This is a genomic window from Citrobacter braakii, assembly GCF_002075345.1.
Taxonomy (GTDB): Bacteria; Pseudomonadota; Gammaproteobacteria; order Enterobacterales; family Enterobacteriaceae; genus Citrobacter; species Citrobacter braakii.
This window is the reverse complement of sequence record NZ_NAEW01000005.1, coordinates 361,406-386,044: the sequence shown is the minus strand read 5'-3', so window position 1 is coordinate 386,044 and position 24,639 is coordinate 361,406. Positions and strand designations below refer to the sequence as shown.

The window sequence follows — 24,639 nt, the reverse complement described above, 5'->3', positions numbered from 1 at the left end:
GCGCCTTTTTTATTATTCGTGAAGAGAAATTAAAGCCGTCCTTGTCCTTTCAGCCATTCGCGCACGAGGAACAGCGCACTCACATTACGCGCTTCATGAAAATCAGGATCTTCCAGCAGATCCATCAAATGCGCCAGCGGCCAGCGCACCTGCGGTAATGGTTCAGGCTCATCACCTTCCAGCGATTCAGGATATAAGTCCTCCGCCACCACGATGTTCATTTTGCTGGAGAAATAGGACGGCGCCATGCTGAGTTTCTTTAAAAACGTCAGATCTTTTGCGCCAAATCCCACCTCTTCTTTCAGCTCCCGATTCGCCGCTTCGTACACGCTTTCGCCAGGATCGATTAACCCCTTGGAAAAACCCAGTTCGTAAGATTCGGTCCCGACCGCGTATTCGCGGATGAGGATCAGGTGGTCGTCCACAATCGGCACAATCATTACCGCTTCACGCGTGGACGGGCGCATACGTTCATAAACGCGGCGTACGCCATTGCTGAACTCAAGGTCCACGCTTTCGACTTTAAACAGCCGGGATTGGGCGACGGTTTCCACTTTCAAAATCGTGGGTTTCTGTAATGATTTGCTCATTGTGAGGATCTTTGCTGTGAAATCTGGGGTTATTGTGCGATATACCGCACGGTTTCGGCAATGTGAATTGCCGTTTATTTACATTTATGTAACGTACTAAAAGTTAATCCCTATTTCAAATTAAAAGTCAATAGGTTGAAATAACTCCAGGAATTTGCTGATATTCCATTTTTAGTGATTTTGCTATGATTCGCATTTACTGGGCTGTACTTAAAGATGCTCAAGTTCGACTCCACACTTGCCGATAGCCAACCACAGAATCACGAATATTGAACAGGGTGCGACTGACCACGCCTGACAGACTAAGTAAGATGGGGAAAGCATGAGCACCATTCTGATTTTTTTAGCTGCTTTGCTGGCCTGCTCATTGCTTGCAGGATGGCTACTCAGAACGAAATCCAGACGGAAAAATTTACCCTTGAGCAACGTCTTCTCAGACGCCTCGAAGCGTAAACTCACGCCTGAAGAGCGCAGTGCAGTCGAAAACTATCTCGAAAGCCTTAGTCAAATTCAGCAGGTACCTGGTCCAACGGGCGCCAGCTCCGCGCCGGTGTCATTAACGCTGAATGCCCAAAGTAATAGCGTCATCGTACTTACGCACGCGATTACACGTTACGGCATTACTACCGACGATCCTAACAAATGGCGTTACTATCTTGATTCCGTTGAGGTACATCTTCCCCCTTTCTGGGAACAATACATCAATGACGAAAACAGCGTTGAGCTAATCCACACCAATACGATACCGCTGGTTATCTCCCTGAACGGCCATACGCTGCAGGAATATATGCAGGAAGCGCGTGGCTATGCGTTACAGCACACCGCCTCTACCCAGGCGTCCATTCGCGGTGAAGAAAGCGAGCAGATTGAACTGCTGAATATTCGCCAGGAAACCCATGAAGAATATGCGCTTAGCCGCCCATCGGGATTGCGCGAGGCGTTACTGATTGCCACATCGTTCCTGCTGTTCTTTTTCTGTTTGATAATCCCGGATACGTTTGTTCCGTGGACAGTTGGTGGCGCGGTGCTGCTACTGGCTGCGGGTCTGTGGGGGCTGTTTGCCCCACCGTCTAAAACCGCCCTGCGGGAAATTCATTGTCTGCGCGGTACGCCGCGTCGCTGGGGGCTGTTTGGCGAAAACGACCAGGAGCAAATTAATAATATCTCGCTAGGTATTATTGATCTGATTTATCCACCGCACTGGCAACCTTACATCGCACAAGATCTTGGCCAGCAAACGGATATTGATATTTATCTCGATCGCCACGTTGTTCGCCAGGGACGTTTTTTATCGCTGCATGACGAAGTCAAAAACTTCCCGTTACAGCACTGGCTGCGCAACGCCGTCATCGCGGGCGGCTCGTTGCTGGTGCTGCTGATGCTGCTGTTTTGGATCCCGCTGGATATGCCGATAAAGCTTACGCTTTCCTGGATGAAGGGCGCACAAACTATCGAAGCCACCAGCGTTAAACAGCTTGAAAACGCGGGCGTTCGCGTGGGTGACACGCTGCATCTGAGCGGTACGGGTATGTGTAACATTCATACCCAGGGGAGCTGGAATGCGCAGCCTTCCGCGCCGTTTATGCCTTTCGATTGCACGCAAATTATCTGGAATGACGCGCGCGCATTACCGCTGCCTGAGTCCGATCTGGTGAATAAAGCCACCGCGCTCACGCAGGCGGTGAACCGCCAACTGCACCCCAAAGCGGATGATGACTCTCGCGTCAGCGCATCGTTACGCTCGGCAATTCAAAAATCCGGAATGGTGTTACTGGACGATTTTGGCGAGATTGTCCTGAAAACGGCCGATCTGTGCGCGGCCAAAGATGAATGTGTACGTTTAAAAAATGCACTGGTTAACCTTGGTAACAGTAAAGACTGGACAGCGCTGGTGAAACGGGCGAACGCAGGCAAACTGGATGGTGTGAACGTGCTGCTGCGTCCGGTAAGCGCGGAGTCGTTGGATAATCTGGTGAATACCTCTACGGCGCCGTTTATTTCACGCGAGACTGCGCGAGCGGCCCAGACGCTGAATAGCCCAGCCCCTGGCGGTTTCCTGATTATCAGCGACGAAGGCAGCGATCTGGTCGATCAGCCGTGGCCGACAACCTCGCTATATGACTATCCCCCACAGGAACAGTGGAACGCCTTCCAGCGCCTGGCGCAGATGCTGATGCAGACGCCGTTTCGCGCGGAGGGGATCGTCACCAATATTTCGACCGACGCCAATGGCACCCAGCACATTGGCCTGCACCGTATCCCGGATCGTTCAGGATTATGGCGCTACCTTGGCACGACGCTGCTGATGCTCTCCATGCTCGGATGCGCTGTCTACAACAGCATACAGGCTTTCAGACGCTACCAGCGTCACCGCTCCCGCATCACGGAAATTCAGAGCTACTACGAAAGTTGCCTGAATCCAACGCTGATTGACAACCCGGAAAGCCTGATTCGATAACACGCTCGCGCGACAGGATATGCTACCCTGTCGCGCATCATGTTTTCTTCTGGGGAGTTTCCATGCAGATCAATATTGCCTGGCAGGATGTCGATACCGTGTTGTTAGATATGGACGGCACGCTGCTCGACCTGGCATTCGATAACTATTTCTGGCAAAAACTGGTGCCGGAAACCTATGGCGCGAAACAGGGTATCTCTCCCCAGGAAGCCCAGGACTATATTCGTCAGCAGTATCATGCCGTGCAGCATACGCTAAACTGGTACTGCCTGGATTACTGGAGCGAATGCCTGGATCTTGATATTTGCGCCATGACAACGGAACAGGGACCGCGCGCCGTTTTGCGTGAAGATACCGTACCGTTTCTTGATGCCTTAAAAGCCAGCGGCAAGCGCCGTATTTTGCTCACCAACGCGCATCCCCATAACCTGGCGGTGAAGCTGGAGCATACCGGTCTGGCCTCACACCTTGATTTATTACTTTCCACCCACACATTTGGTTATCCCAAAGAGGATCAGCGGTTATGGCACGCTGTGGCTGAAGAAACGGGAATGAGTGCAGAGAAGACGCTGTTTATTGACGACAGCGAACCCATTCTCGACGCCGCTGCTCTGTACGGTATTCGTTACTGCCTCGGCGTGACCAATCCCGACTCAGGCATCGCGGAAAAACAGTACGCACGCCATCCGTCACTGAATGACTACCGCCGACTGATCCCCTCACTGATGTGAAGGAGACGCCATGAAAGAAAAGCCCTCTGCTGAAGTCAGGCTGGATAAATGGCTGTGGGCTGCACGCTTTTACAAAACGCGTGCGCTAGCCCGCGAAATGGTTGAAGGCGGTAAGGTGCATTACAACGGCCAGCGCAGCAAACCGAGCAAGATTGTCGAGCTGAACGCCACCCTCACCCTGCGCCAGGGAAATGACGAGCGAACGGTCATTATCAAGGCTATTACCGAGCAGCGTCGCCCGGCCACGGAAGCCGTTACGCTGTATGAAGAAACCGCGGAAAGCGTAGAAAAACGCGAAAAAGTGGCGCTGGCGCGTAAACTTAACGCGTTAACCATGCCGCACCCGGACAGGCGACCGGACAAGAAAGAGCGCCGCGACCTGTTACGATTTAAACATGGCGACAGCGAGTGACTGTCACCTGCAAGAGAGATGATTATGCCGCAACATGACCAATTACATCGTTATCTGTTTGAAAACTTTGCCGTGCGCGGCGAGCTGGTGACCGTTTCGGAAACCCTGCAACAGATCCTCGAAAATCATACTTACCCGCAGCCGGTCAAGAACGTGCTGGCTGAACTGCTGGTCGCCACCAGCCTGCTCACCGCCACGCTGAAGTTTGCCGGTGATATCACCGTACAGCTGCAGGGCGATGGTCCGCTGAGCCTGGCCGTCATTAACGGCAACAACAATCAGCAGATGCGCGGCGTGGCCCGTATGCAGGGCGATATCCCTGAAGGCGCTGATCTCAAAACGCTGGTAGGCAACGGCTACCTGGTGATTACCATTACCCCAGAAGAAGGCGAGCGCTATCAGGGCGTGGTTGGTCTGGAAGGCGACACGCTGGCCGCCTGTCTGGAAGATTACTTCATGCGTTCTGAACAGCTGCCGACACGTCTGTTTATCCGTACTGGCGACGTCGATGGCAAACCCGCTGCTGGCGGGATGCTTCTGCAGGTAATGCCGGCGCAAAACGCGCAGGCAGATGATTTCGATCACCTGACAGCCCTGACCGAAACCATCAAAACTGAAGAGCTGTTAACGCTCCCGGCCAACGAAGTGCTGTGGCGCTTGTACCACGAAGAAGAGGTTACTCTCTACGATCCGCAGGACGTTGAGTTCAAATGCACCTGTTCACGCGAACGCTGCGCTGGCGCACTGAAAACGCTGCCGGACGAAGAAGTGGACAGCATTCTGGCGGAAGAAGGCGAGATCGATATGCACTGCGATTACTGCGGGAGCCACTATCTGTTTAACGCCATGGACATTGCTGAGATCCGCAGCAACGCTTCCCCGGCGGACCCGCAGGTACATTAATCACCACCGCCTATCCGGCCCACTATCGTCGACCGGATAGGCGTTCGCACCGCCATCCATCAAAACGCTATCCGCAACACGCTCACTCGTTGTAATAATTCATCGGCAATCGGGTGCCACCAATGGTGATATCACGCCAAACTCTGGGGGCTGAATTCAGTTGATGATTCGCCACCGCCTGCAGCAGTTTATCCTTATTGAATCCTGCAGGTAGCTGACCTGATGCGATGAGTTCCCATTTATCCTCTTTCCTGGCAAAGACCAGACTCTCACCATCGCCAAAAGCATACAGCACCTGCTCAGGCTTACCATCCGCATTGAGGTCCTGATCGACCAGGACGCAAGCATCCTGCTCAACGCAGGATGTAATGCGGTAGCTCTGCCCTTTGACAAACGCCCAGAAGGTCTCATCGGGTTGCCTGCTACCTGGAGCGATCATCACTTTCGGCGCTAGTTGAGTGGCAGTCAGGTTCTGAATGGGATCGCGACGTCCTTGCAGCAGAGAATTTAAGTCGCGCCGGCGCTTACTGTCTTGGTTAAACGCCGCATCTTTTTGTAATGCCTCCAACGCCGCACGTCCCGGTTTTCCGCTATTACCCAACATATACAGGCTGACCTGATCCGGCTTAATTTTGCCGCTGTGATACAGCCCCATATGGCTGTTGACGCTGATGCGCCAGGCATCAATAACCGGCGACGACAGCAAAATCAACAGCCCCAACGCCAGCAACGACACGCAAAGAATCACCTTCCCCTGAAGCTCAAGCGGATTGCGCCCACGGCGTAAAATACTCGCCAGATAGCCAAACGACCAGAGCAGCAGCACGCAGACCACCAGCACGCCATATAAGCGCTCGGGCGTCCAACCGTACTGTTGAATTCGCACCCACAGTGACCAACCGGCAATCAGCATATAGATGGGCGCGACAACCAGGGCGCATTTGATCAGGTAGCGTAACGCGGCTGGATAGGGAAGCGCCTCTTTCTGCGGCTCGCGAACGATAGCCATCAACAGCAGCAGGAGCAGCGCCAGCGTTGACATCAACCCGGCCGCAGACACCCGCTGCGAGATAGCCTCCAGGCCGGTGAAGGGCAAGGTCAGCACAAACATCAGCGCCAGCAGCGCGACCAGAGGTAACAGACCGGTGGCGATCAAAGTCAGTAACTTTTGGACCGCCGCAACCAGACGCGACTGCGTGCGGGTCAGTACCACCGCCAGTGCGGTAACCAGGCCAAAGGCCACGTAGCCAAACCAGTCGGTATCAAAGAAAAGCGTGTCGAAGAAGGTAATACCAACGAGCTTAAACATCTCGCTCCATAGCAGGAGCACCATCCAGAACAGACCGTTGGCGACAAAGACAATCAGTAACGTCAGCGCATTAAGCCACAAACTAGCATAAAACTGCGCATAGCGGGCCTGCTGGCGGGATGCGTGGAGCGAGTACTGAATCCATGGCAATGCCAGCATCGCCATCAGCAGTAAACGCCAGCCGTACAACATAAAAATATCATTTTGCCGCCACTTATCGCTGCCCTCGACTTGCCACTTTAGCCAGACGCTCATCGCCAGCACGACAACAAAGATCAGCGCCATCCAGTACCACAGCGCACGTTGTTTGAAAGAGACAACGGTGAGTAAAAGCGCCGAAGAGAGAGCAATTGTCGCGGGCATGCCATAGAACAGCCAGCCGTCATTATGCGGCACCAGATATGTCATCAGCAGGTAGCACAATATCCCCTGTAACAGGCCGATAGATATCATGCCCCAGCGAGTAGTACGTGAAAGTTCAACACTATCCATGTCGTCACCCAGAATGAAGAGAAAAGGTAATTATTGCATCAACTTCACAATTTTGAGCATTGATAGGCCGATCCCGGACCACTGCGACGGGAAGTGAATCGATATTGTTTATGTATGAGTTACGTTATTTTCTTACGTGAATGCGATTACACTCACAAGTTTCCCGCCAAAAACACTCTCTATTAACGTTTTAAGAACATTTTCCACAACAAAAAAGGGTTTCCTGCCATAATATCCGCCTCTTTGTGACAGGAGTCGCAGCGCATTCGGTTATCCGTGATTTTCCCGGATGCGTAAATCTATGAGCCTTGTCGCGGTTAGCAATCCCTAAAAAACCTTACTATTCCAGGTAATACATATTGGCTAAGGAGCAGTGAAATGCGTGTGAACAACAGTTTAACCCCGCAAGATCTCAAGGCTTATGGTATCAATGACGTTCAGGATATCGTTTACAATCCAGACTACGACACGCTTTTCCAGGAGGAACTTGATCCAAACCTGGAAGGTTATGAGCGTGGCGTGTTAACAAACCTGGGCGCCGTTGCCGTTGATACCGGTATCTTTACCGGACGTTCGCCAAAGGATAAGTATATTGTCCGTGACGACACCACGCGCGACACGCTCTGGTGGTCCGACAAAGGTAAAGGTAAGAACGACAACAAACCGCTCTCCCCGGAAACCTGGCAGCATCTGAAAGGATTAGTCACCCAGCAGCTTTCCGGCAAGCGTCTGTTTATCATTGATGCATTCTGCGGCGCTAACGCCGATACCCGCCTTTCCGTACGCTTCATTACCGAAGTAGCCTGGCAGGCGCATTTTGTTAAAAACATGTTCATCCGCCCAAGCGACGAAGAGCTGGTTGATTTCAAACCTGATTTCATCGTGATGAACGGCGCTAAATGCACTAACCCGCAGTGGAAAGAGCAGGGTCTGAACTCCGAAAACTTCGTGGCTTTCAATCTGACTGAGCGTATCCAGTTGATTGGTGGTACCTGGTACGGCGGCGAAATGAAGAAAGGTATGTTCTCCGTAATGAACTACCTGCTGCCGCTGAAAGGCATTGCCTCCATGCACTGCTCGGCAAACGTCGGGGAAAAAGGTGATGTGGCAGTCTTCTTTGGCCTGTCCGGTACGGGTAAAACAACGCTGTCCACCGATCCGAAACGCCGCCTGATTGGCGATGACGAACACGGCTGGGATGACGACGGCGTATTTAACTTTGAAGGCGGTTGCTACGCGAAGACCATCAAACTGTCTAAAGATGCCGAGCCGGAAATCTACAACGCAATCCGTCGTGACGCGCTGCTGGAAAACGTCACCGTGCGCGCAGATGGTTCCATCGACTTCGACGACGGTTCCAAAACCGAAAACACCCGCGTGTCCTACCCGATTTATCACATCGATAACATCGTTAAGCCGGTGTCAAAAGCAGGTCACGCCACCAAAGTGATCTTCCTGACCGCCGACGCGTTTGGCGTGCTGCCGCCGGTCTCTCGTCTGACGGCAGACCAAACCCAGTACCACTTCCTGTCTGGCTTCACCGCCAAACTGGCCGGTACCGAACGTGGCGTCACCGAACCGACCCCAACCTTCTCAGCCTGCTTTGGCGCAGCATTCCTGTCACTGCACCCAACGCAGTACGCAGAAGTACTGGTGAAACGTATGCAGGCGGCAGGTGCGCAGGCATATCTGGTTAACACCGGCTGGAACGGTACCGGCAAGCGTATCTCTATCAAAGATACCCGCGCGATTATCGACGCTATCCTGAACGGTTCGCTGGATGACGCAGAAACGTTCCGTCTGCCGATGTTTGACCTGGCTATCCCAACCGAGCTGCCGGGCGTAGATACTCGCATTCTCGATCCGCGTAATACCTATGCTTCTCCGGAGCAGTGGCAGGAAAAAGCCAACGCGCTGGCGAAACTGTTTATCGAGAACTTCGAGAAATACACCGATACCCCTGCGGGTGAAGCGCTGGTTAGCGCCGGACCGAAGCTGTAACGAAGAGTGCCGGATGGCGGTTTCGCCTTATCCGGCCTACAGCAACAAAAAGGGAGGCATTTCGCCTCCCTTTCTTATGCGTCTTTCGTGATGCCCTGCGCGCGAGTGAAGGGAACCGGAAGCCAGGCGCGGATCGACAACCCTCCTCGTTCACTGGTGCCAATTTCCAGCATACCGTTATGGTTATCGATAATACGCTGCACAATCGCCAGACCCAGGCCCGTGCCGCTGGTACTACGCGCGCTGTCGCCGCGGACAAACGGCTGGAACAGGTGTTTACGCTGCTCCGGCTTGATGCCCGGACCATCATCTTCTACCTGGAACCAGGCGCGATGCGTCTCCGTACCGCTGCTGACCTTAATCCAGCCGTTGCCGTAACGGGCGGCGTTAACCACCATATTGGCAACCGCACGCTTGATCGACAGCGGGTGCATTTTCACCTGAATGCTACCCGGCAGCAGCGCAGTTTCGATTTCACGTTCATAGCCGCTTTCCGCTGCGACCACTTCGCCTAACACCGAGTTCAGATCCGCCATCTCCATCGGCATCTCCTGACCGGTACGCAGATAATCGATAAACTGCTCGATAATGGCATTACACTCTTCGATGTCCTTATTGATGGACTCCGCGAGATAACCATCCTCTTCGCCCATCATTTCGGTCGCCAGACGAATACGCGTCAGCGGAGTACGTAAATCGTGGCTCACGCCCGCCATTAACAGCGTACGGTCATCGGCCAGTTGCTTCACACCCGCGGCCATATGGTTAAAGGCACGGGTAACAGAGCGCACCTCTGAAGCGCCATACTCACGCAGCGGCGGCGGAATGATACCTTTCCCCACCTGCAGCGCTGCATGTTCAAGATCCACCAGCGGTCGGTTCTGGATACGGATAAACAGCCACGCGCCACCGATAGCCAACAGCATAATCGCCAGCGTGTAGCGGAACAGCGGTGAGAAATCGCCCTGATGGATCTCCGTCAGCGGCACGCGTACCCAGATATTGGGCGACAGCCAGGTTTTCAGCCATACGACCGGCGAGCTTTTGTTCACCTCAACGCGGACTTCCGTCGGACCGCCCAGCTGCTGCGCCATCTGATGGCTTAAGAATTCATAGTGTTGCGCCCAACGCAGTCCAGCTTCTTCAGCGGCCTCGTTGGAATAGAGGGAAATACCCAGCTCACGATAAATTTCCCGGCGGAATGCGGGCGGCACCACCAGTTGCGTACCGTCCTCCAGCTGCAGTTTATCGGTCATCAGCATACGAACTTCGTAGGCCAGGACCTTATTAAACTGCTGGAGGCTCGGCAGTATCGCGAAGTTCAGCACTACCAGGTAAGTCGTCACCAGGCTGGCAAACAGCAAGGTGACGATGAGCAATAACGTGCGGGCAAACGAACTTCGTGGCGAGAAGCGCATTCGCCTCATGCTTTAGAACCGTCCGGAACAAAGACGTAGCCGAGACCCCACACGGTCTGAATGTAGCGCGGATGCGCCGGGTCCTCTTCCACCATACGACGCAGGCGAGAAATCTGGACGTCGATAGACCGCTCCATCGCTGAATATTCACGACCACGGGCCAGGTTCATCAGCTTGTCGCGGGACAGCGGCTCGCGCGGGTGGCTTACCAGCGCTTTCAGTACCGCAAATTCCCCGCTGGTGAGCGGCATTGGCTCATCTTCACGGAACATTTCACGCGTACCGAGGTTCAGTTTAAACTTACCAAAAGCAATGACCGCTTCTTCCTGAGAAGGCGCGCCCGGCAGTTCGTTCGCCTGACGACGCAGTACAGCGCGAATACGCGCCAGCAGTTCTCGCGGGTTAAACGGTTTCGGAATGTAATCGTCAGCGCCGATTTCCAGCCCAACGATACGATCGACTTCTTCACCCTTCGCCGTGACCATAATGATCGGCATCGGGTTGCTTTGACTGCGCAGGCGACGGCAAATAGACAGGCCATCTTCTCCCGGCAGCATTAAATCCAGCACCATCAGGTGAAAGGACTCACGGGTCAGCAGACGATCCATCTGCTCAGCGTTAGCGACGCTTCGAACCTGGAAGCCCTGCTCGGTCAGATAACGCTCCAGAAGCGCACGCAAGCGCATGTCGTCATCGACCACCAGAATCTTATAGTTCTCTTGCATTGTTATTACTCCCAAAGGTTCGCAACAATTAAGTGTATATTCTTAAGAAAGCTAACGTGAGTCACCAGCGAATTCTGGTATGAATTCCAGGCTAAATTGTTACAAAGCATATTAAACAGCAGCTTAAGTATACAATGTTTCTCGCAATACATTATTTATTCTGTTGATATGCTCGCGTAATACTAATTGTGCGCATCATCACAGAGTCGAAGGTAAAACAATAAGATGAAAACGCCCCTGATAACCCGCGAAGGGTATGAAAAACTCAAACAAGAGCTGAATTACCTCTGGCGTGAAGAGCGCCCAGAAGTCACCAAAAAGGTTACCTGGGCCGCAAGTCTGGGTGACCGCAGCGAAAATGCCGACTACCAGTATAATAAAAAGCGTCTGCGTGAGATCGACCGCCGTGTCCGTTATTTGACCAAGTGTATGGAGAATTTGAAAATCGTCGATTACTCCCCGCAGCAAGAGGGCAAAGTCTTCTTTGGCGCGTGGGTCGAGATTGAAAATGACGATGGCGACATCCGTAAATTCCGTATTGTCGGCTACGATGAGATCTTCGGTCGTAAAGATTACATTTCTATCGACTCACCGATGGCGCGGGCGCTGCTGAAAAAAGAGGTCGGCGATCTCGCGATAGTCAACACCCCTGGTGGTGAAGCCAGCTGGTACGTGAACGAAATTGAATACGTTAAGTGAGACCGGAACAATCCGAAGCCCCGGTAGATGACTGGCATTTTTGCCAGTCAATCCGTATAACTATCCCCTGATTTTTTATCCTATAGACGAAGCTATCCATGATGAATGATTCTTTCTGCCGCATTATCGCAGGTGAAATTCAGGCTCGTGCTGAACAGGTAGAAGCTGCCGTTCGCCTGCTTGACGAAGGGAACACCGTGCCGTTTATCGCACGTTATCGTAAGGAAATCACCGGCGGTCTGGACGATACGCAACTGCGTAATCTGGAGACCCGTCTGGGATATCTGCGTGAACTGGAAGACCGCCGTCAGGCAATCCTGAAATCTATCGGCGAGCAAGGCAAACTGACCGACGATTTGGCGAACGCGATCAACGGCACGTTAAGTAAGACCGAACTCGAAGATCTCTATCTGCCGTACAAACCTAAGCGCCGCACCCGTGGGCAGATAGCCATTGAGGCCGGACTGGAGCCGCTGGCAGATCTGCTGTGGAACGAACCGTCCCATGACCCGGAAACCGAAGCCGCAAAATATCTCAACGCCGAAAACGGCGTGGCCGATACCAAAGCTGCCCTCGATGGCGCACGCTACATTCTGATGGAGCGCTTCGCCGAAGACGCTGCGCTGCTGGCAAAAGTGCGTGATTATTTGTGGAAAAACGCCCATCTGGTTGCCGCCGTGGTTAGTGGCAAAGAAGAGGAAGGCGCTAAGTTCCGCGATTACTTCGATCACCACGAACCTATTTCTACCGTTCCATCCCACCGTGCGCTGGCCATGTTCCGTGGTCGTAACGAAGGCGTGTTGCAGCTTTCACTAAATGCCGATCCGCAATTCGATGAGCCGCCAAAAGAGAGCCACGGCGAGCAGATTATCCAGGATCACCTGGGACTGCGCCTGAACAACGCCCCCGCTGACAGCTGGCGTAAAGGCGTTGTTAGCTGGACGTGGCGCATCAAAGTGCTGATGCACCTTGAAACTGAGCTGATGGGTACCGTGCGTGAACGTGCGGAAGATGAAGCGATCAACGTCTTTGCCCGTAACCTGCATGACCTGCTGATGGCCGCCCCGGCCGGGCTGCGCGCCACAATGGGTCTCGATCCGGGTCTGCGTACCGGTGTAAAAGTGGCGGTGGTTGACGGTACCGGCAAGCTGGTCGCGACCGACACTATTTATCCGCATACCGGCCAGGCAGCCAAAGCCGCCGTTGCCGTGGCGGCGTTGTGTGAAAAATACAACGTTGAGCTGGTCGCGATTGGTAACGGCACGGCGTCGCGCGAAACCGAGCGTTTCTTCCTCGACGTGCAGAAACAATTCCCGAAAGTGACCGCGCAGAAAGTGATTGTCAGCGAAGCCGGGGCATCGGTTTACTCTGCTTCCGAGCTGGCGGCGCTGGAGTTCCCGGATCTCGACGTTTCACTGCGTGGCGCGGTGTCTATCGCCCGTCGTTTGCAGGATCCGTTGGCGGAGCTGGTGAAAATCGATCCGAAATCTATCGGCGTGGGCCAGTATCAGCACGATGTAAGCCAGACGCAGCTGGCGCGCAAGCTGGATGCGGTGGTGGAAGACTGCGTGAATGCCGTCGGCGTCGATCTGAATACCGCTTCCGTGCCGCTGCTGACCCGCGTTGCTGGCCTGACGCGCATGATGGCGCAAAACATCGTCGCCTGGCGCGATGAGAACGGTCAGTTTCAGAACCGTCAGCAACTGCTAAAAGTTAGCCGCCTGGGGCCAAAAGCCTTTGAACAATGCGCGGGCTTCCTGCGTATCAACCATGGCGATAACCCACTGGATGCATCTACCGTTCACCCGGAAGCTTATCCGATTGTGGAACGCATTCTGGCCGCAACCGAGCAATCGCTGCGTGACCTGATGGGCAACAGCAACGAACTACGCAATCTGAAAGCAGCCGATTTTACCGACGAACGCTTCGGGGTGCCGACCGTCACTGACATCATCAAAGAGCTGGAAAAACCGGGCCGCGACCCGCGTCCTGAATTTAAAACCGCGCAGTTTGCTGATGGCGTAGAAACCATGAACGATCTGCTGCCGGGAATGATTCTGGAAGGGGCAGTCACTAACGTCACGAACTTCGGCGCGTTTGTTGATATTGGCGTTCATCAGGATGGTCTGGTGCATATCTCTTCATTGTCGAATAAGTTCGTCGAAGATCCACACACCGTGGTGAAAGCGGGCGACATTGTAAAGGTGAAAGTGCTGGAAGTTGACCTGCAACGTAAGCGTATCGCACTGACCATGCGTCTGGACGAGCAGCCGGGTGAAACCAATGCGCGTCGCGGCGGCGGGAATAACGATCGCACTCAAAGCAATCGCCCGGCACCAAAAGCCGCGAAACCTCGTGGTCGTGACGCACAGCCTGCGGGTAACAGCGCCATGATGGATGCGCTGGCGGCGGCAATGGGTAAAAAACGCTAGTGTAACTTTTGTGCCGGATGGGGGGGTAACCTCCTTATCCGGCTAACTTGTCGCAATTAATTTGTAAGCCGGATAACACGCGTGAGCGTCGCCATCCGGCATATTTAGTCTCTTTCCCGCTTTCTACCGCCATATATTTATCACTTCATTAACAGATGAAACCTTAATTAAACATTAAGATCCTCACTAATTATTTCCGCGAATCATTCGTTCCCAACCAGAATAAATATTGAGGAATATCAAAATTGGCGCAAATTATTATCCAATTGTACATTCCGTCACATTTATTCTATTGATGATAGAAACCATTCTCATTATCATTGATCTGTTGATTATTTACTCTTTCCTTACGTTGGCTAATCATCTGGCCTCATGCCGCCTTGCCGCCCCATGAGGTAATCATCCAGTTAGCGAGATATAAGTAGGTCCCTATGCAATTCACTCCTGACAGTGCGTGGAAAATTACCGGTTTTGCCCGTGAAATCAGCCCGGCTTATCGTCAGAAACTGTTGTCACTTGGCATGCTACCCGGCTCCTCTTTCAACGTGGTACGCGTCGCCCCACTCGGCGATCCTATCCATATCGAAACGCGTCGCGTAAGTCTGGTATTGCGTAAGAAAGATCTGGCGTTATTAGAAGTGGAAGCGGTTTCCTGTTAATACAGTGAGTCTATAAAAATGAAAAAACTAACCATTGGTTTAATTGGCAATCCTAATTCCGGCAAGACTACTTTATTCAACCAGCTTACCGGCGCACGCCAGCGTGTAGGCAACTGGGCTGGCGTTACCGTTGAGCGTAAAGAAGGTCATTTCGCAACGACGGACCACCAGGTCACGCTGGTTGATTTACCCGGCACCTATTCTCTGACGACAATCTCATCTCAGACCTCTCTCGATGAGCAGATCGCCTGTCACTATATTTTAAGCGGCGACGCGGATCTCTTGATCAACGTGGTCGATGCTTCAAACCTTGAACGCAACCTCTACCTGACGTTGCAACTGCTTGAGCTGGGCATCCCCTGCATCGTCGCGTTGAATATGCTGGATATTGCCGAGAAGCAGCAAATCCGTATTGATATCGATGCCCTCTCCGCTCGCCTTGGCTGCCCGGTGGTTCCGCTGGTATCCACCCGCGCCCGCGGCATTGAAGCGCTGAAACTGGCGATCGATCGCTACAAAGAAAACGACACCGTCGAGCTGGTTCATTATGCCCAACCGCTGCTGCAGGAAGCGGATTCCCTCGCCGATGCGATGGCCAAAGATATGCCGTTAAAACAGCGCCGCTGGCTGGGCCTGCAGATGCTGGAAGGCGATATCTACAGCCGGGCCTACGCGGGGGATGCCGCGCAAAACCTTGATGCCGCCATTGCACGTCTGAGCGAGACAATGGACGATCCGGCACTGCATATCGCCGATGCGCGCTATCAGTGCATTGCCGCTATCTGCGATACCGTCAGCAACACCCTGACGGCAGAGCCAAGCCGCTTCACCACCGCAGTAGATAAAATCGTCCTCAACCGCTTCCTCGGGCTGCCGATTTTCCTGTTCGTGATGTACCTGATGTTCCTGCTCGCCATCAACATTGGCGGCGCGCTGCAACCGTTGTTTGACGTCGGCTCCGTAGCGCTCTTTATCCATGGTATTCAGTGGATTGGCTACACGCTGCACTTCCCGGACTGGCTCACTATCTTTTTGGCGCAAGGTCTTGGCGGCGGGATAAACACCGTGCTGCCACTGGTACCGCAAATCGGCATGATGTACCTGTTCCTCTCCTTCCTGGAAGACTCCGGTTACATGGCGCGCGCCGCGTTTGTAATGGACCGTCTGATGCAGGCGCTGGGACTGCCGGGCAAATCGTTTGTCCCGCTGATCGTCGGCTTTGGCTGTAACGTACCGTCAGTGATGGGCGCACGTACGCTGGACGCCCCGCGTGAACGTCTGATGACCATCATGATGGCGCCGTTTATGTCCTGTGGCGCTCGCCTGGCGATTTTCGCCGTCTTTGCCGCAGCGTTCTTTGGTCAGAACGGTGCGCTGGCGGTCTTCTCACTGTACGTACTGGGTATCGTTATGGCGGTATTGACCGGTCTGATGCTCAAACACACCATCATGCGTGGCGAAGCAACGCCGTTCGTGATGGAGCTGCCGGTGTACCACGTGCCGCACATTAAGAGTCTGATTATTCAGACCTGGCAACGCCTGAAAGGCTTCGTTCTGCGTGCGGGTAAAGTCATCATCATCGTCAGCATTTTCCTCAGCGCGTTTAACAGTTTCTCGCTGAGCGGAAAAATCGTCGACAACATCAACGACTCTGCTCTGGCCTCCGTCAGCCGCGTAATCACGCCGGTCTTCAAGCCGATTGGCGTTCATGAAGATAACTGGCAGGCAACCGTAGGTCTGTTCACCGGCGCGATGGCGAAAGAAGTGGTTGTCGGTACGCTGAACACGCTCTATACCGCAGAAAACATTCAGGAAGAAGAGTTCAACCCGGCAGATTTCCACCTCGGTGACGAGCTGCTCGGCGCGGTAGATGAGACCTGGCAAAGCCTGAAAGACACCTTCAGCCTGAGCGTACTGGCTAACCCTATTGAAGCCAGCAAGGGCGACGGTGAAATGGCTACGGGTGCAATGGGCGTGATGGGCGAAAAATTTGGCAGCGCTGCCGCCGCTTACAGCTACCTGATTTTCGTGCTGCTGTATGTGCCGTGTATTTCGGTAATGGGCGCTATTGCACGTGAATCCAGCCGTGGCTGGATGAGCTTCTCGATTCTGTGGGGCCTGAACATCGCCTACTCTCTGTCGACGCTGTTTTATCAGGCGGTCAGCTACAAAGAGCACCCGACCTACAGCCTGGTGTGCATTTTAGCTGTCATCCTGTTTAACATTGTGTTGCTGGGCCTGCTGCGTCGAGCTCGCAGTCGCGTGGATCTCGCACTGCTGGCGACCAACAGGACGGCAAGCTCCTGCTGTTCCAGCACCACTGGCGACTGCCACTAAGGTTATCGACAATGGCATCGCTTATTCAGGTTCGTGATTTATTGGCTTTGCGGGGACGCATGGAGGCAATTCAGATTAGCCACACGCTGCACACCCCGCAGCCCATGATTGACGCCATGCTGAATCAGTTAGAAAAGATGGGCAAAGCGGTGCGGATTCAGGAAGATGCCGACGGGTGTCTTTCCGGAAGCTGCAAGAGTTGTCCGGAAGGTAAAGCCTGCCTGCGCGAGTGGTGGGCTTTGCGCTAGTTCGATGCCGGATGGCGCTACGCTTCCGGTCTAAAAATGACTGCAAACGTCCTGGCCGATAAAGCGTTTATGCTGATATCCGGCTTTTTGCGTAATGGATTCCACAAAGATGTCTCTGTTTCAGCAAAGCAGATCTATCCTCCAGCCTGGCGCGCATCGTTATCAACTCGTGGATGATTACTGGCGACCAGGGAAGTAGAGTCTCGTCATCTTGTTTCTCAGGTGACGGATCGCCATGAATACTGACACGACTGCTACGCCGCATGACGCGATTTTTAAAACGTTCTTAAACCACCCTGCTACCGCACGCGACTTTATTCGGCTCCATCTTCCAGCCTCTTTGCAAAAACTGTGCGATCTGAAAACGCTACAACTGGAATCGGGCAGCTTTATTGAGGACGATTTGCGCGCGTACTATTCCGATGTGCTGTGGTCATTAAAAACCCGCGAAGGCGATGGCTATATTTACACCATCATTGAGCATCAGAGCACCGCCGATGCCCATATGGCATTTCGGCTGATGCGTTATGCCATTGCGGTCATGCATCGTCATTTGGCTGCAGGTCACAAGAAACTCCCGCTGGTGATACCCATGCTTTTTTATCATGGCGCGGCAAGCCCATACCCCTACTCACTCTGCTGGCTGGACGAATTTGACGACCCAAAGGCCGCCAGACAACTTTATACCTCAGCGTTTCCACTGATCGATATCACCGTGGTTCCCGATAACGAGATCATGCAGCATCGCCGGATGGCGCTATTGGAACTCATCCAAAAACATATTCGTAAACGCGATTTGATGGGGCTGGTAGAAAAACTGGCCATCCTGATTATTAAAGGACACGCTAATGACAGCCAGTTGAAAGCCTTGTTTAATTATCTAATGCAGGTCGGGGACACCACACATTTTACCGAGTTTCTTCATGAGGTCGCCGAACGTTTACCCCAACATAAGGAAAAGTTGATGACTATCGCCGAAAGATTACGACAAGAAGGGCATCTTAATGGTCTTCAGGAAGGCCATATGAAAGGGTTACAAGAGGGGTTACAAACGGGCTTGCAACAAGGTAAACGAGAGGAAGCTTTACGTATTGCATCAACCCTGCAGGCTGATGGTATCGATCCGCTGACCATCTTCAGAATTACCGGACTGACCGCTGAGGATCTGGCTACGCGTAGCCATTAATCTCAAGCCCGGTAAGCGTGGCTCTACCGGGCAACACAACAGATTTATAGGCGTTTTTTTAACGCCACCAGCGCTGCACAGAACTCCGCAGGATGCGAGATAAACGGTGCATGCGCCGCTTTAGCAAATATCAACGACTCGCTATGCGGCCACAGGGCATCGAGCATTGGGACCACTTTGCGCGGAACCAGTCCATCGAGATAGCCGTACAACCGCAGAAAAGGCATGTCCACAGCGCACAGAGGCTCACGCAGATCGACCGTTTTCAGGATCTCCAGTCCGCCATTGAGCACCTCGACATTCGGCATGGGTAACGCCAGCACTGTTTTCTTCAGTGCCCGCGCATCCTGACGCGCGGTGTCCGTGCCCATCGTCTGCAACGCCAGAAAACGTTCCACCGTACGCTGGAAATCTTCGCTCAACTGCTGCTGGAAACCTGCCAGCACTTCTGGCTTGATACCCGGCCACTCGTCACGCGCGCTAAAGCAAGGGGAAGACGCCACGGTCACCAGCGCCTGAACACGTTCAGGATGGGTTAACGCCACCTGGCTTGCGACCAGCCCGCCCAGACTCCAGCCGAGCCAGATGGCTTTCTCCGGTGCCTGTTTTACTACCCGCTCAGCCATCTCTTCCAGCGACATTGCGCCGAACCCCTGGCTGCGACCAAATCCCGGTAAGTCGACAAGATGCAGCGTGAAATGCGAACTCAGTTCCTCGCTTATGCAATGCCACACTTGCGCATTCAGTCCCCATCCGTGCAGCAGCACAAGATGGCAATTTCCCGAACCCTGGGTCTGCCACCAGATGTCATTCATCAGTTATTGTTCTCTTTTAGCCTGAAAGGATGCTTCTATGCTAACAGTACCGGGATTGTGCTGGCTATGCCGAATGCCCCTGACGTTAGGGCATTGGGGGATCTGTTCAGTCTGCACACGGGCAACGCATCAGCACGTCAGCCGGTGCCCTCAATGTGGACTCCCTGCCGCACATACCGTCGTTCCCTGCGGGCGCTGTCTGCAAAAACCACCGCCGTGGCAGCGACTGGTTACCGTCAGCGACTATGCTCTGCCGTTGAGCGGGCTTATCCACCAGCTCAAGTTTTCCCGACGTGGCGAAATGGCCCCCGCCCTTTCACGCTTGCTGTTGCTGGAGGTATTACAGGCCCGGCGCGTCAGCGGTCTTCCTCTGCCGGACAGGCTCGTCAGCGTCCCGCTCTGGCAGCGCCGGCACTGGCGCAGAGGGTTTAATCAGAGCGACTTACTGTGTCGTCCCCTGGCTCGCTGGCTAGACTGCGACTGGGACAGCCGGGCCATCACGCGGGTTCGGGCAACCGCCACACAGCACCATCTCAGCGCCCGATTACGTAAACGTAACCTGAAAAACGCCTTTCGCCTTGAATTGCCAGTGCAGGGACTCCATATGGTCATTGTGGATGATGTCGTCACTACCGGAAGTACCGTCGCGGAAATCGCGCAGCTGCTTTTACGCAACGGCGCGGCGACTGTCCAGGTATGGTGCCTGTGTCGAACCTTGTAGAGCCTCGATGATGGGCGTATTATAACCAAGTAAAATAGTCAACTATTAGGCCATTACTATGATCCATATTTCCGATGCTGCACAAGCGCACTTTGCCAAACTGCTGGCAAATCAGGAAGAAGGGACACAAATCCGCGTATTTGTGATTAATCCCGGCACGCCTAACGCTGAATGCGGCGTTTCTTATTGTCCGCCGGACGCCGTGGAAGCAACCGACACCGCCATTAAATTTGACCTGCTGACCGCATATGTTGATGAACTGAGCGCACCGTATCTGGAAGATGCAGAAATCGATTTCGTTACCGACCAGTTAGGCTCCCAACTGACCCTGAAAGCACCAAACGCCAAAATGCGTAAAGTTGCCGATGATGCGCCGCTGATGGAACGCGTGGAGTACATGTTGCAATCGCAGATCAACCCACAGCTGGCAGGTCACGGTGGTCGCGTCTCTCTGATGGAAATCACCGATGAAGGCTACGCTATTCTGCAGTTTGGCGGCGGATGTAACGGCTGTTCAATGGTAGATGTAACGCTGAAAGAAGGTATCGAGAAGCAGCTGCTGGCTGAATTCCCTGAACTGAAAGGCGTTCGCGATTTAACCGAACACCAGCGCGGCGAGCACTCTTACTACTAACGCCTCAACCTGTCGAGTTTCCGTAGGCCCGTTAAGACGCATCCGCGCCGCCATCGGGCATTGATGCCGGATGGCAGCGTAATCGCTTTATCCGGCCTACAACCTTGCATTTCTCCGCATATTTCCTGCAACAATCCCCTTCATAATTTGACCAGCCTCTCATAATTTAAATTTTGCCTGCCCAGGTGATTTTCAAGCGCCGCATGTTACCCGTATCATTCGCATCAGCACCTAACACACACATAACAGCCAGCTAAACTGATTAGTTTTGAAGGCAACCAGCATTGGTGCTGAGAATGCTCTGTTCCCGGTCGGGACAATCGGAATTTGTCATCTAAACACTGACGTTACCCATAACAAAGTAAAGGCCAGGTAAATCATGCCATTAGTCATCGTTGCTATCGGTGTAATCTTGTTACTCCTCCTGATGATCCGTTTCAAAATGAACGGCTTCATCGCTCTCGTCCTGGTGGCGCTTGCTGTCGGATTGATGCAAGGGATGCCACTGGATAAAGTCATCGGTTCGATTAAAGCCGGCGTCGGCGGAACCCTTGGCAGCCTCGCCCTGATTATGGGTTTTGGCGCCATGCTGGGCAAAATGCTGGCGGACTGCGGCGGCGCACAACGCATCGCAACCACCCTGATTGCTAAATTCGGCAAAAAACATATTCAGTGGGCGGTGGTATTAACCGGCTTCACCGTCGGTTTTGCCCTGTTCTACGAAGTCGGCTTCGTGCTGATGCTGCCGCTGGTGTTCACCATCGCCGCTGCTGCCAACATCCCGCTGCTGTATGTTGGCGTGCCGATGGCTGCTGCGCTGTCCGTAACTCACGGCTTCCTGCCGCCGCACCCAGGTCCGACCGCTATTGCCACCATTTTCCATGCAGATATGGGTAAAACCCTGCTGTTTGGTACGATTCTGGCAATCCCGACCGTTATTCTCGCCGGTCCGGTGTACGCTCGCTTCCTGAAAGGCATCGATAAGCCAATCCCGGAAGGTCTGTACAGCGCGAAAACGTTTACCGAAGAAGAGATGCCTGGCTTTGGCGTCAGCGTCTGGACCTCCCTGGTACCGGTTATCCTGATGGCAATGCGCGCCGTGGCGGAGATGATTCTGCCAAAAGGCCACGCTTTCCTGACGGTGGCAGAATTCCTGGGTGACCCGGTTATGGCAACGCTTATCGCGGTGCTGATTGCAATGTTCACTTTTGGTCTGAACCGTGGACGTTCGATGGATCAGATCAACGACACGCTGGTGTCCTCCATCAAAATCATCGCGATGATGCTGTTGATCATTGGTGGTGGCGGTGCCTTCAAACAGGTCCTGGTGGATAGCGGCGTGGACAAGTACATCGCGTCAATGATGCACGGTTCAAACGTTTCTCCGCTGCTGATGGCATGGTCTATCGCTGCGGTACTGCGTATCGCACTGGGCTCCGCAACCGTAGCGGCGATCACCGCTGGTGGGATTGTGGCACCGCTGATTGCAACGACCGGCGTAAGCCCTGAGCTAATGGTTATTGCGGTTGGTTCCGGCTCCGTCATTTTCTCCCACGTGAACGATCCGGGCTTCTGGCTGTTCAAGGAGTACTTCAACTTGACCATCGGTGAAACCATCAAGTCATGGTCAATGCTGGAAACCATTATCTCCGTCTGCGGTCTTGTAGGGTGTCTGCTGCTGGGTATGGTGGTCTGATAAAACTGTGCCGGGTGGCGCTTCGCTTACCCGGCCTAACTGCTATCACCCTAAAAAAGCCGGGGAAATCCCCGGCTTTATTACTTCTTCTTCGCGGCCGCTTTTCGGCGCTTATCCAAATCCTTAATCAGCTTGTTCACACCGTCATCGGCAAACATCTGCTCCAGCGTGGCGGTGAGCTTACGCCGCCAGTTTTTGTACTGATCGCTGGTCCCGGGAATATTGACCGGCTCAGCCATATCCAGCCAGTCTTCCGGTTGCAGGCCCAACAGCGCACTGTTGCTGTCAGCGATGTAGCGTTGCATGCCGCGATTAAGAATCGGCGTCATCGACATCAGTGACGCCTTGTGACCAGCACGTTTTGGCAGGCACCCGTATTTGTGCAGCGCGTCCAGCAGCCCCTGTTTCGCCAGTTCTCTGTCCTGATACAACCCACGCAGCACGACTTCATCCGGGTACAGACCCAGCGCCTTACCCAGCGTCAGATCGCCGCTATCCCAATAACCTTTAAGCGTAGGAAGGTCATGCGTCGCCGCGACTGCCATTGATTGTTCCGGGTACGCTTTCGGCGCGCGGAAATTTTTCTCATGGTCATTCTCAAAATAAAGCACTTTGTAGGAGTACACGCCGCTGTCACGCAGCTTGCTGACGATCTCTACCGGCACAGTCCCCAGATCTTCACCAATTACCATGCAGTGATGACGTTTACTTTCCAGCGCCAGAATTGAAAGCAGATCGTCGACCGGATAATGCACGTAGGCGCCGTGATCGGCAGTTTCACCGTAAGGGATCCACCACAGACGCAGCATCGACATAACATGGTCGATACGCAACGCACCGCAGTTCTGCATATTGGCACGCAGCAGTTCGATAAACGGTTCGTAAGCGCGTGCCGTGATGATATGCGGATCCATCGGCGGCAATCCCCAGTTTTGCCCGAGCGGACCGAGAATATCCGGCGGTGCGCCAACCGAGGCTTTCAGGCAATACAACTCGCGGTCGCACCAGGTTTCCGCCCCGCCTTCGGCTACGCCGACAGCCAGATCGCGATATAATCCAATCGGCATCGCAAAGCCCTGGCTGGTTTTCCAGCAATCAGCAAACTGGGTATACGCCAGCCACTGCAACCACAGGTAGAAATCCACTTCATCACGATACTCTTCGCAAAAGCGTTTTACCTCTGGCGAATCCACCGACTGGAAAGCTTGCGGCCACACCGGCCAGCCCCAGCGCAGTGCGTCCTCTTTCACCTGATGCGCATGCAGCGCGTCAAAGGCCGCCTGCCAGTACAGGCTATCCCCTTCCTGAGTCACAAACTGGCGAAATGCCGCCATCTGCTCATCGTCACGTGCAGAGAAGCTTTTCCATGCCATACGCAGCGCTGTCATCTTCAATGCGGTAACGGCAGAATAATCAACCCACTCGGTATCACGCGCGCGTTGCAGAGCTTGCTGAGTCGCGGGTTTCTGCCACCAGGCCTGCGCCTCTTTACTCAGGCGAAAATCGTCTACTGCGTTCACATCTATATAAATAACGTTCAGCCAGCGGCGTGACGACGGGCTGTACGGACTGGCACTCTCCGGGTTCGCCGGATACAGCGCGTGAATCGGATTCAGGCCGATAAACGCGCCGCCGCGTTGCGCCACCTCCACCAGCATGGCACGGAGATCGCCAAAGTCGCCAATCCCCCAGTTTTTTTCTGAACGCAGGGTATAGAGCTGAACGCATGCGCCCCACAGCTTCTGCCCGGCTAACAGAGCCTGCGGCTCATAGCAGCGTTTCGGCGCGACGATGATGCGGCAATGGGTACGCAACTCCCCCTGGGTGAGGGTAAGCGTGTGATACCCTTCCGGCAGCTTCGCCGGAAGGTTGAACGATTTACCGCCGACGGCATGCCCTTTGTGCTGCACGCCCTCTTCGGTGGTCAGCAGCCAGGTAAACTCTCCGCGTCCCTCAACTGCCAGCGGCATTTTCTTACCAGCGGTATAAACCATGACATTCGGCACCGGGGTCACCGCCACCTGAGCGGTGGCGGTGGAGCGATGCATAGCGTCAAGCAAACGCCGCTTGGTTTCGACGCCAATAGACTGCGGTTTACCGTGGGCATTAATGTAATTGGGGCTGATCCCCGCCGCCAACGCGGCATTATCCAGACGTTTGCTTTCCATCGCGA

General features: G+C 53.9%; 20 protein-coding genes. 14 read left to right on the top strand and 6 right to left on the bottom strand.

The window, feature by feature from the left end:
• Window positions 1–29: 29 nt before the first annotated feature.
• The gene (gene nudE, locus BZK42_RS13885; protein ID WP_016154795.1) at window positions 30–590 is read right to left on the bottom strand and encodes an ADP compounds hydrolase NudE; all 561 of its coding nucleotides are present in this window, start codon (window positions 588–590) and stop codon (window positions 30–32) included.
• A 322-nt stretch (window positions 591–912) separates the two neighbouring features.
• Here nudE and igaA point away from each other — a divergent pair, with 322 nt between their 5' ends.
• From igaA to hslO, 4 genes are all read left to right on the top strand, one after another.
• Window positions 913–3,048 (top strand): intracellular growth attenuator protein IgaA, encoded by a 2,136-nt coding sequence (gene igaA, locus BZK42_RS13880; RefSeq protein ID WP_080859337.1) that lies wholly within the window; start codon window positions 913–915, stop codon window positions 3,046–3,048.
• Between the two features lie 62 nt (window positions 3,049–3,110).
• Window positions 3,111–3,779: a GMP/IMP nucleotidase gene (gene yrfG / locus BZK42_RS13875; RefSeq protein WP_016157638.1), complete on the top strand. Its 669-nt coding sequence runs from the start codon at window positions 3,111–3,113 to the stop codon at window positions 3,777–3,779.
• A 10-nt stretch (window positions 3,780–3,789) separates the two neighbouring features.
• Window positions 3,790–4,191, top strand: coding sequence for a ribosome-associated heat shock protein Hsp15 (gene hslR, locus BZK42_RS13870; protein ID WP_016157639.1), 402 nt, complete (start codon window positions 3,790–3,792; stop codon window positions 4,189–4,191).
• 24 nt (window positions 4,192–4,215) lie between these two features.
• Window positions 4,216–5,094 (top strand): Hsp33 family molecular chaperone HslO, encoded by an 879-nt coding sequence (gene hslO / locus BZK42_RS13865; RefSeq protein ID WP_016157640.1) that lies wholly within the window; start codon window positions 4,216–4,218, stop codon window positions 5,092–5,094.
• An 82-nt stretch (window positions 5,095–5,176) separates the two neighbouring features.
• Here hslO and BZK42_RS13860 read toward each other — a convergent pair whose 3' ends face one another.
• Window positions 5,177–6,895 carry a DUF4153 domain-containing protein gene (locus BZK42_RS13860; RefSeq protein WP_080859336.1) on the bottom strand — a complete coding sequence of 573 codons (1,719 nt, stop codon included), beginning with the start codon at window positions 6,893–6,895 and terminating at the stop codon, window positions 5,177–5,179.
• Window positions 6,896–7,273: 378 nt separating this feature from the next.
• On the opposite strand from BZK42_RS13860, the gene pckA reads away from it, so the two are divergent.
• Window positions 7,274–8,896, top strand: a complete 1,623-nt coding sequence (pckA, locus tag BZK42_RS13855; protein ID WP_016154801.1) for a phosphoenolpyruvate carboxykinase (ATP) — start codon at window positions 7,274–7,276, stop codon at window positions 8,894–8,896.
• A 74-nt stretch (window positions 8,897–8,970) separates the two neighbouring features.
• Here the strand turns inward: pckA and envZ are convergent, their stop codons facing one another.
• Window positions 8,971–10,323 carry a two-component system sensor histidine kinase EnvZ gene (gene envZ / locus BZK42_RS13850; protein WP_029139732.1) on the bottom strand — a complete coding sequence of 451 codons (1,353 nt, stop codon included), beginning with the start codon at window positions 10,321–10,323 and terminating at the stop codon, window positions 8,971–8,973.
• Entirely contained in the window at window positions 10,320–11,039 is a 720-nt protein-coding gene (gene ompR, locus BZK42_RS13845) for an osmolarity response regulator transcription factor OmpR (protein ID WP_001157751.1), read from the bottom strand. Before ompR ends, envZ begins: the two co-directional genes overlap by 4 nt.
• Before the next feature lie 225 nt (window positions 11,040–11,264).
• Between ompR and greB the strand changes: the two genes are divergently transcribed.
• From greB to BZK42_RS13815, 6 genes are all read left to right on the top strand, one after another.
• Complete coding sequence (gene greB, locus BZK42_RS13840; protein ID WP_016154802.1) at window positions 11,265–11,738, top strand: transcription elongation factor GreB; 474 nt, start codon at window positions 11,265–11,267, stop codon at window positions 11,736–11,738.
• A gap of 98 nt (window positions 11,739–11,836) precedes the next feature.
• Entirely contained in the window at window positions 11,837–14,170 is a 2,334-nt protein-coding gene (locus BZK42_RS13835; RefSeq protein WP_016154803.1) for a Tex family protein, read from the top strand.
• A gap of 431 nt (window positions 14,171–14,601) precedes the next feature.
• The gene (gene feoA / locus BZK42_RS13830) at window positions 14,602–14,829 is read left to right on the top strand and encodes a ferrous iron transporter A (RefSeq protein WP_003023519.1); all 228 of its coding nucleotides are present in this window, start codon (window positions 14,602–14,604) and stop codon (window positions 14,827–14,829) included.
• Between the two features lie 18 nt (window positions 14,830–14,847).
• Window positions 14,848–17,166: a Fe(2+) transporter permease subunit FeoB gene (gene feoB / locus BZK42_RS13825; RefSeq protein ID WP_016157644.1), complete on the top strand. Its 2,319-nt coding sequence runs from the start codon at window positions 14,848–14,850 to the stop codon at window positions 17,164–17,166.
• An 11-nt stretch (window positions 17,167–17,177) separates the two neighbouring features.
• Window positions 17,178–17,414 (top strand): [Fe-S]-dependent transcriptional repressor FeoC, encoded by a 237-nt coding sequence (gene feoC, locus BZK42_RS13820; protein ID WP_080859335.1) that lies wholly within the window; start codon window positions 17,178–17,180, stop codon window positions 17,412–17,414.
• Between the two features lie 235 nt (window positions 17,415–17,649).
• Window positions 17,650–18,600, top strand: coding sequence for an Rpn family recombination-promoting nuclease/putative transposase (locus BZK42_RS13815; RefSeq protein WP_080859334.1), 951 nt, complete (start codon window positions 17,650–17,652; stop codon window positions 18,598–18,600).
• Window positions 18,601–18,644: 44 nt separating this feature from the next.
• Here the strand turns inward: BZK42_RS13815 and bioH are convergent, their stop codons facing one another.
• On the bottom strand, window positions 18,645–19,415 hold the full coding sequence (gene bioH, locus BZK42_RS13810) for a pimeloyl-ACP methyl ester esterase BioH (RefSeq protein WP_016154806.1): 771 nt from the start codon (window positions 19,413–19,415) through the stop codon (window positions 18,645–18,647).
• A 37-nt stretch (window positions 19,416–19,452) separates the two neighbouring features.
• Between bioH and gntX the strand changes: the two genes are divergently transcribed.
• The 3 genes from gntX (at window position 19,453) to gntT (ending at window position 22,466) form a co-directional block, all read left to right on the top strand.
• The gene (gene gntX, locus BZK42_RS13805; RefSeq protein WP_080859333.1) at window positions 19,453–20,136 is read left to right on the top strand and encodes a DNA utilization protein GntX; all 684 of its coding nucleotides are present in this window, start codon (window positions 19,453–19,455) and stop codon (window positions 20,134–20,136) included.
• A 58-nt stretch (window positions 20,137–20,194) separates the two neighbouring features.
• Window positions 20,195–20,770, top strand: coding sequence for a Fe-S biogenesis protein NfuA (gene nfuA / locus BZK42_RS13800; protein WP_003023509.1), 576 nt, complete (start codon window positions 20,195–20,197; stop codon window positions 20,768–20,770).
• 379 nt (window positions 20,771–21,149) lie between these two features.
• Window positions 21,150–22,466, top strand: a complete 1,317-nt coding sequence (gene gntT, locus BZK42_RS13795) for a gluconate transporter (RefSeq protein WP_003023507.1) — start codon at window positions 21,150–21,152, stop codon at window positions 22,464–22,466.
• 80 nt (window positions 22,467–22,546) lie between these two features.
• Here the strand turns inward: gntT and malQ are convergent, their stop codons facing one another.
• On the bottom strand, window positions 22,547–24,634 hold the full coding sequence (gene malQ / locus BZK42_RS13790; RefSeq protein WP_047415957.1) for a 4-alpha-glucanotransferase: 2,088 nt from the start codon (window positions 24,632–24,634) through the stop codon (window positions 22,547–22,549).
• Window positions 24,635–24,639 lie beyond the last annotated feature (5 nt).

Bases quoted from the DNA above. Each gene is read 5' to 3' on its own strand.
- nudE (WP_016154795.1), bottom strand. From the start codon at position 590: ATGAGCAAATCATTACAGAAACCCACGATTTTGAAAGTGGAAACCGTC.
- igaA (WP_080859337.1), top strand. From the start codon at position 913: ATGAGCACCATTCTGATTTTTTTAGCTGCTTTGCTGGCCTGCTCATTG.
- yrfG (WP_016157638.1), top strand. From the start codon at position 3,111: ATGCAGATCAATATTGCCTGGCAGGATGTCGATACCGTGTTGTTAGAT.
- hslR (WP_016157639.1), top strand. From the start codon at position 3,790: ATGAAAGAAAAGCCCTCTGCTGAAGTCAGGCTGGATAAATGGCTGTGG.
- hslO (WP_016157640.1), top strand. From the start codon at position 4,216: ATGCCGCAACATGACCAATTACATCGTTATCTGTTTGAAAACTTTGCC.
- BZK42_RS13860 (WP_080859336.1), bottom strand. From the start codon at position 6,895: ATGGATAGTGTTGAACTTTCACGTACTACTCGCTGGGGCATGATATCT.
- pckA (WP_016154801.1), top strand. From the start codon at position 7,274: ATGCGTGTGAACAACAGTTTAACCCCGCAAGATCTCAAGGCTTATGGT.
- envZ (WP_029139732.1), bottom strand. From the start codon at position 10,323: ATGAGGCGAATGCGCTTCTCGCCACGAAGTTCGTTTGCCCGCACGTTA.
- ompR (WP_001157751.1), bottom strand. From the start codon at position 11,039: ATGCAAGAGAACTATAAGATTCTGGTGGTCGATGACGACATGCGCTTG.
- greB (WP_016154802.1), top strand. From the start codon at position 11,265: ATGAAAACGCCCCTGATAACCCGCGAAGGGTATGAAAAACTCAAACAA.
- BZK42_RS13835 (WP_016154803.1), top strand. From the start codon at position 11,837: ATGATGAATGATTCTTTCTGCCGCATTATCGCAGGTGAAATTCAGGCT.
- feoA (WP_003023519.1), top strand. From the start codon at position 14,602: ATGCAATTCACTCCTGACAGTGCGTGGAAAATTACCGGTTTTGCCCGT.
- feoB (WP_016157644.1), top strand. From the start codon at position 14,848: ATGAAAAAACTAACCATTGGTTTAATTGGCAATCCTAATTCCGGCAAG.
- feoC (WP_080859335.1), top strand. From the start codon at position 17,178: ATGGCATCGCTTATTCAGGTTCGTGATTTATTGGCTTTGCGGGGACGC.
- BZK42_RS13815 (WP_080859334.1), top strand. From the start codon at position 17,650: ATGAATACTGACACGACTGCTACGCCGCATGACGCGATTTTTAAAACG.
- bioH (WP_016154806.1), bottom strand. From the start codon at position 19,415: ATGAATGACATCTGGTGGCAGACCCAGGGTTCGGGAAATTGCCATCTT.
- gntX (WP_080859333.1), top strand. From the start codon at position 19,453: ATGCTAACAGTACCGGGATTGTGCTGGCTATGCCGAATGCCCCTGACG.
- nfuA (WP_003023509.1), top strand. From the start codon at position 20,195: ATGATCCATATTTCCGATGCTGCACAAGCGCACTTTGCCAAACTGCTG.
- gntT (WP_003023507.1), top strand. From the start codon at position 21,150: ATGCCATTAGTCATCGTTGCTATCGGTGTAATCTTGTTACTCCTCCTG.
- malQ (WP_047415957.1), bottom strand. From the start codon at position 24,634: ATGGAAAGCAAACGTCTGGATAATGCCGCGTTGGCGGCGGGGATCAGC.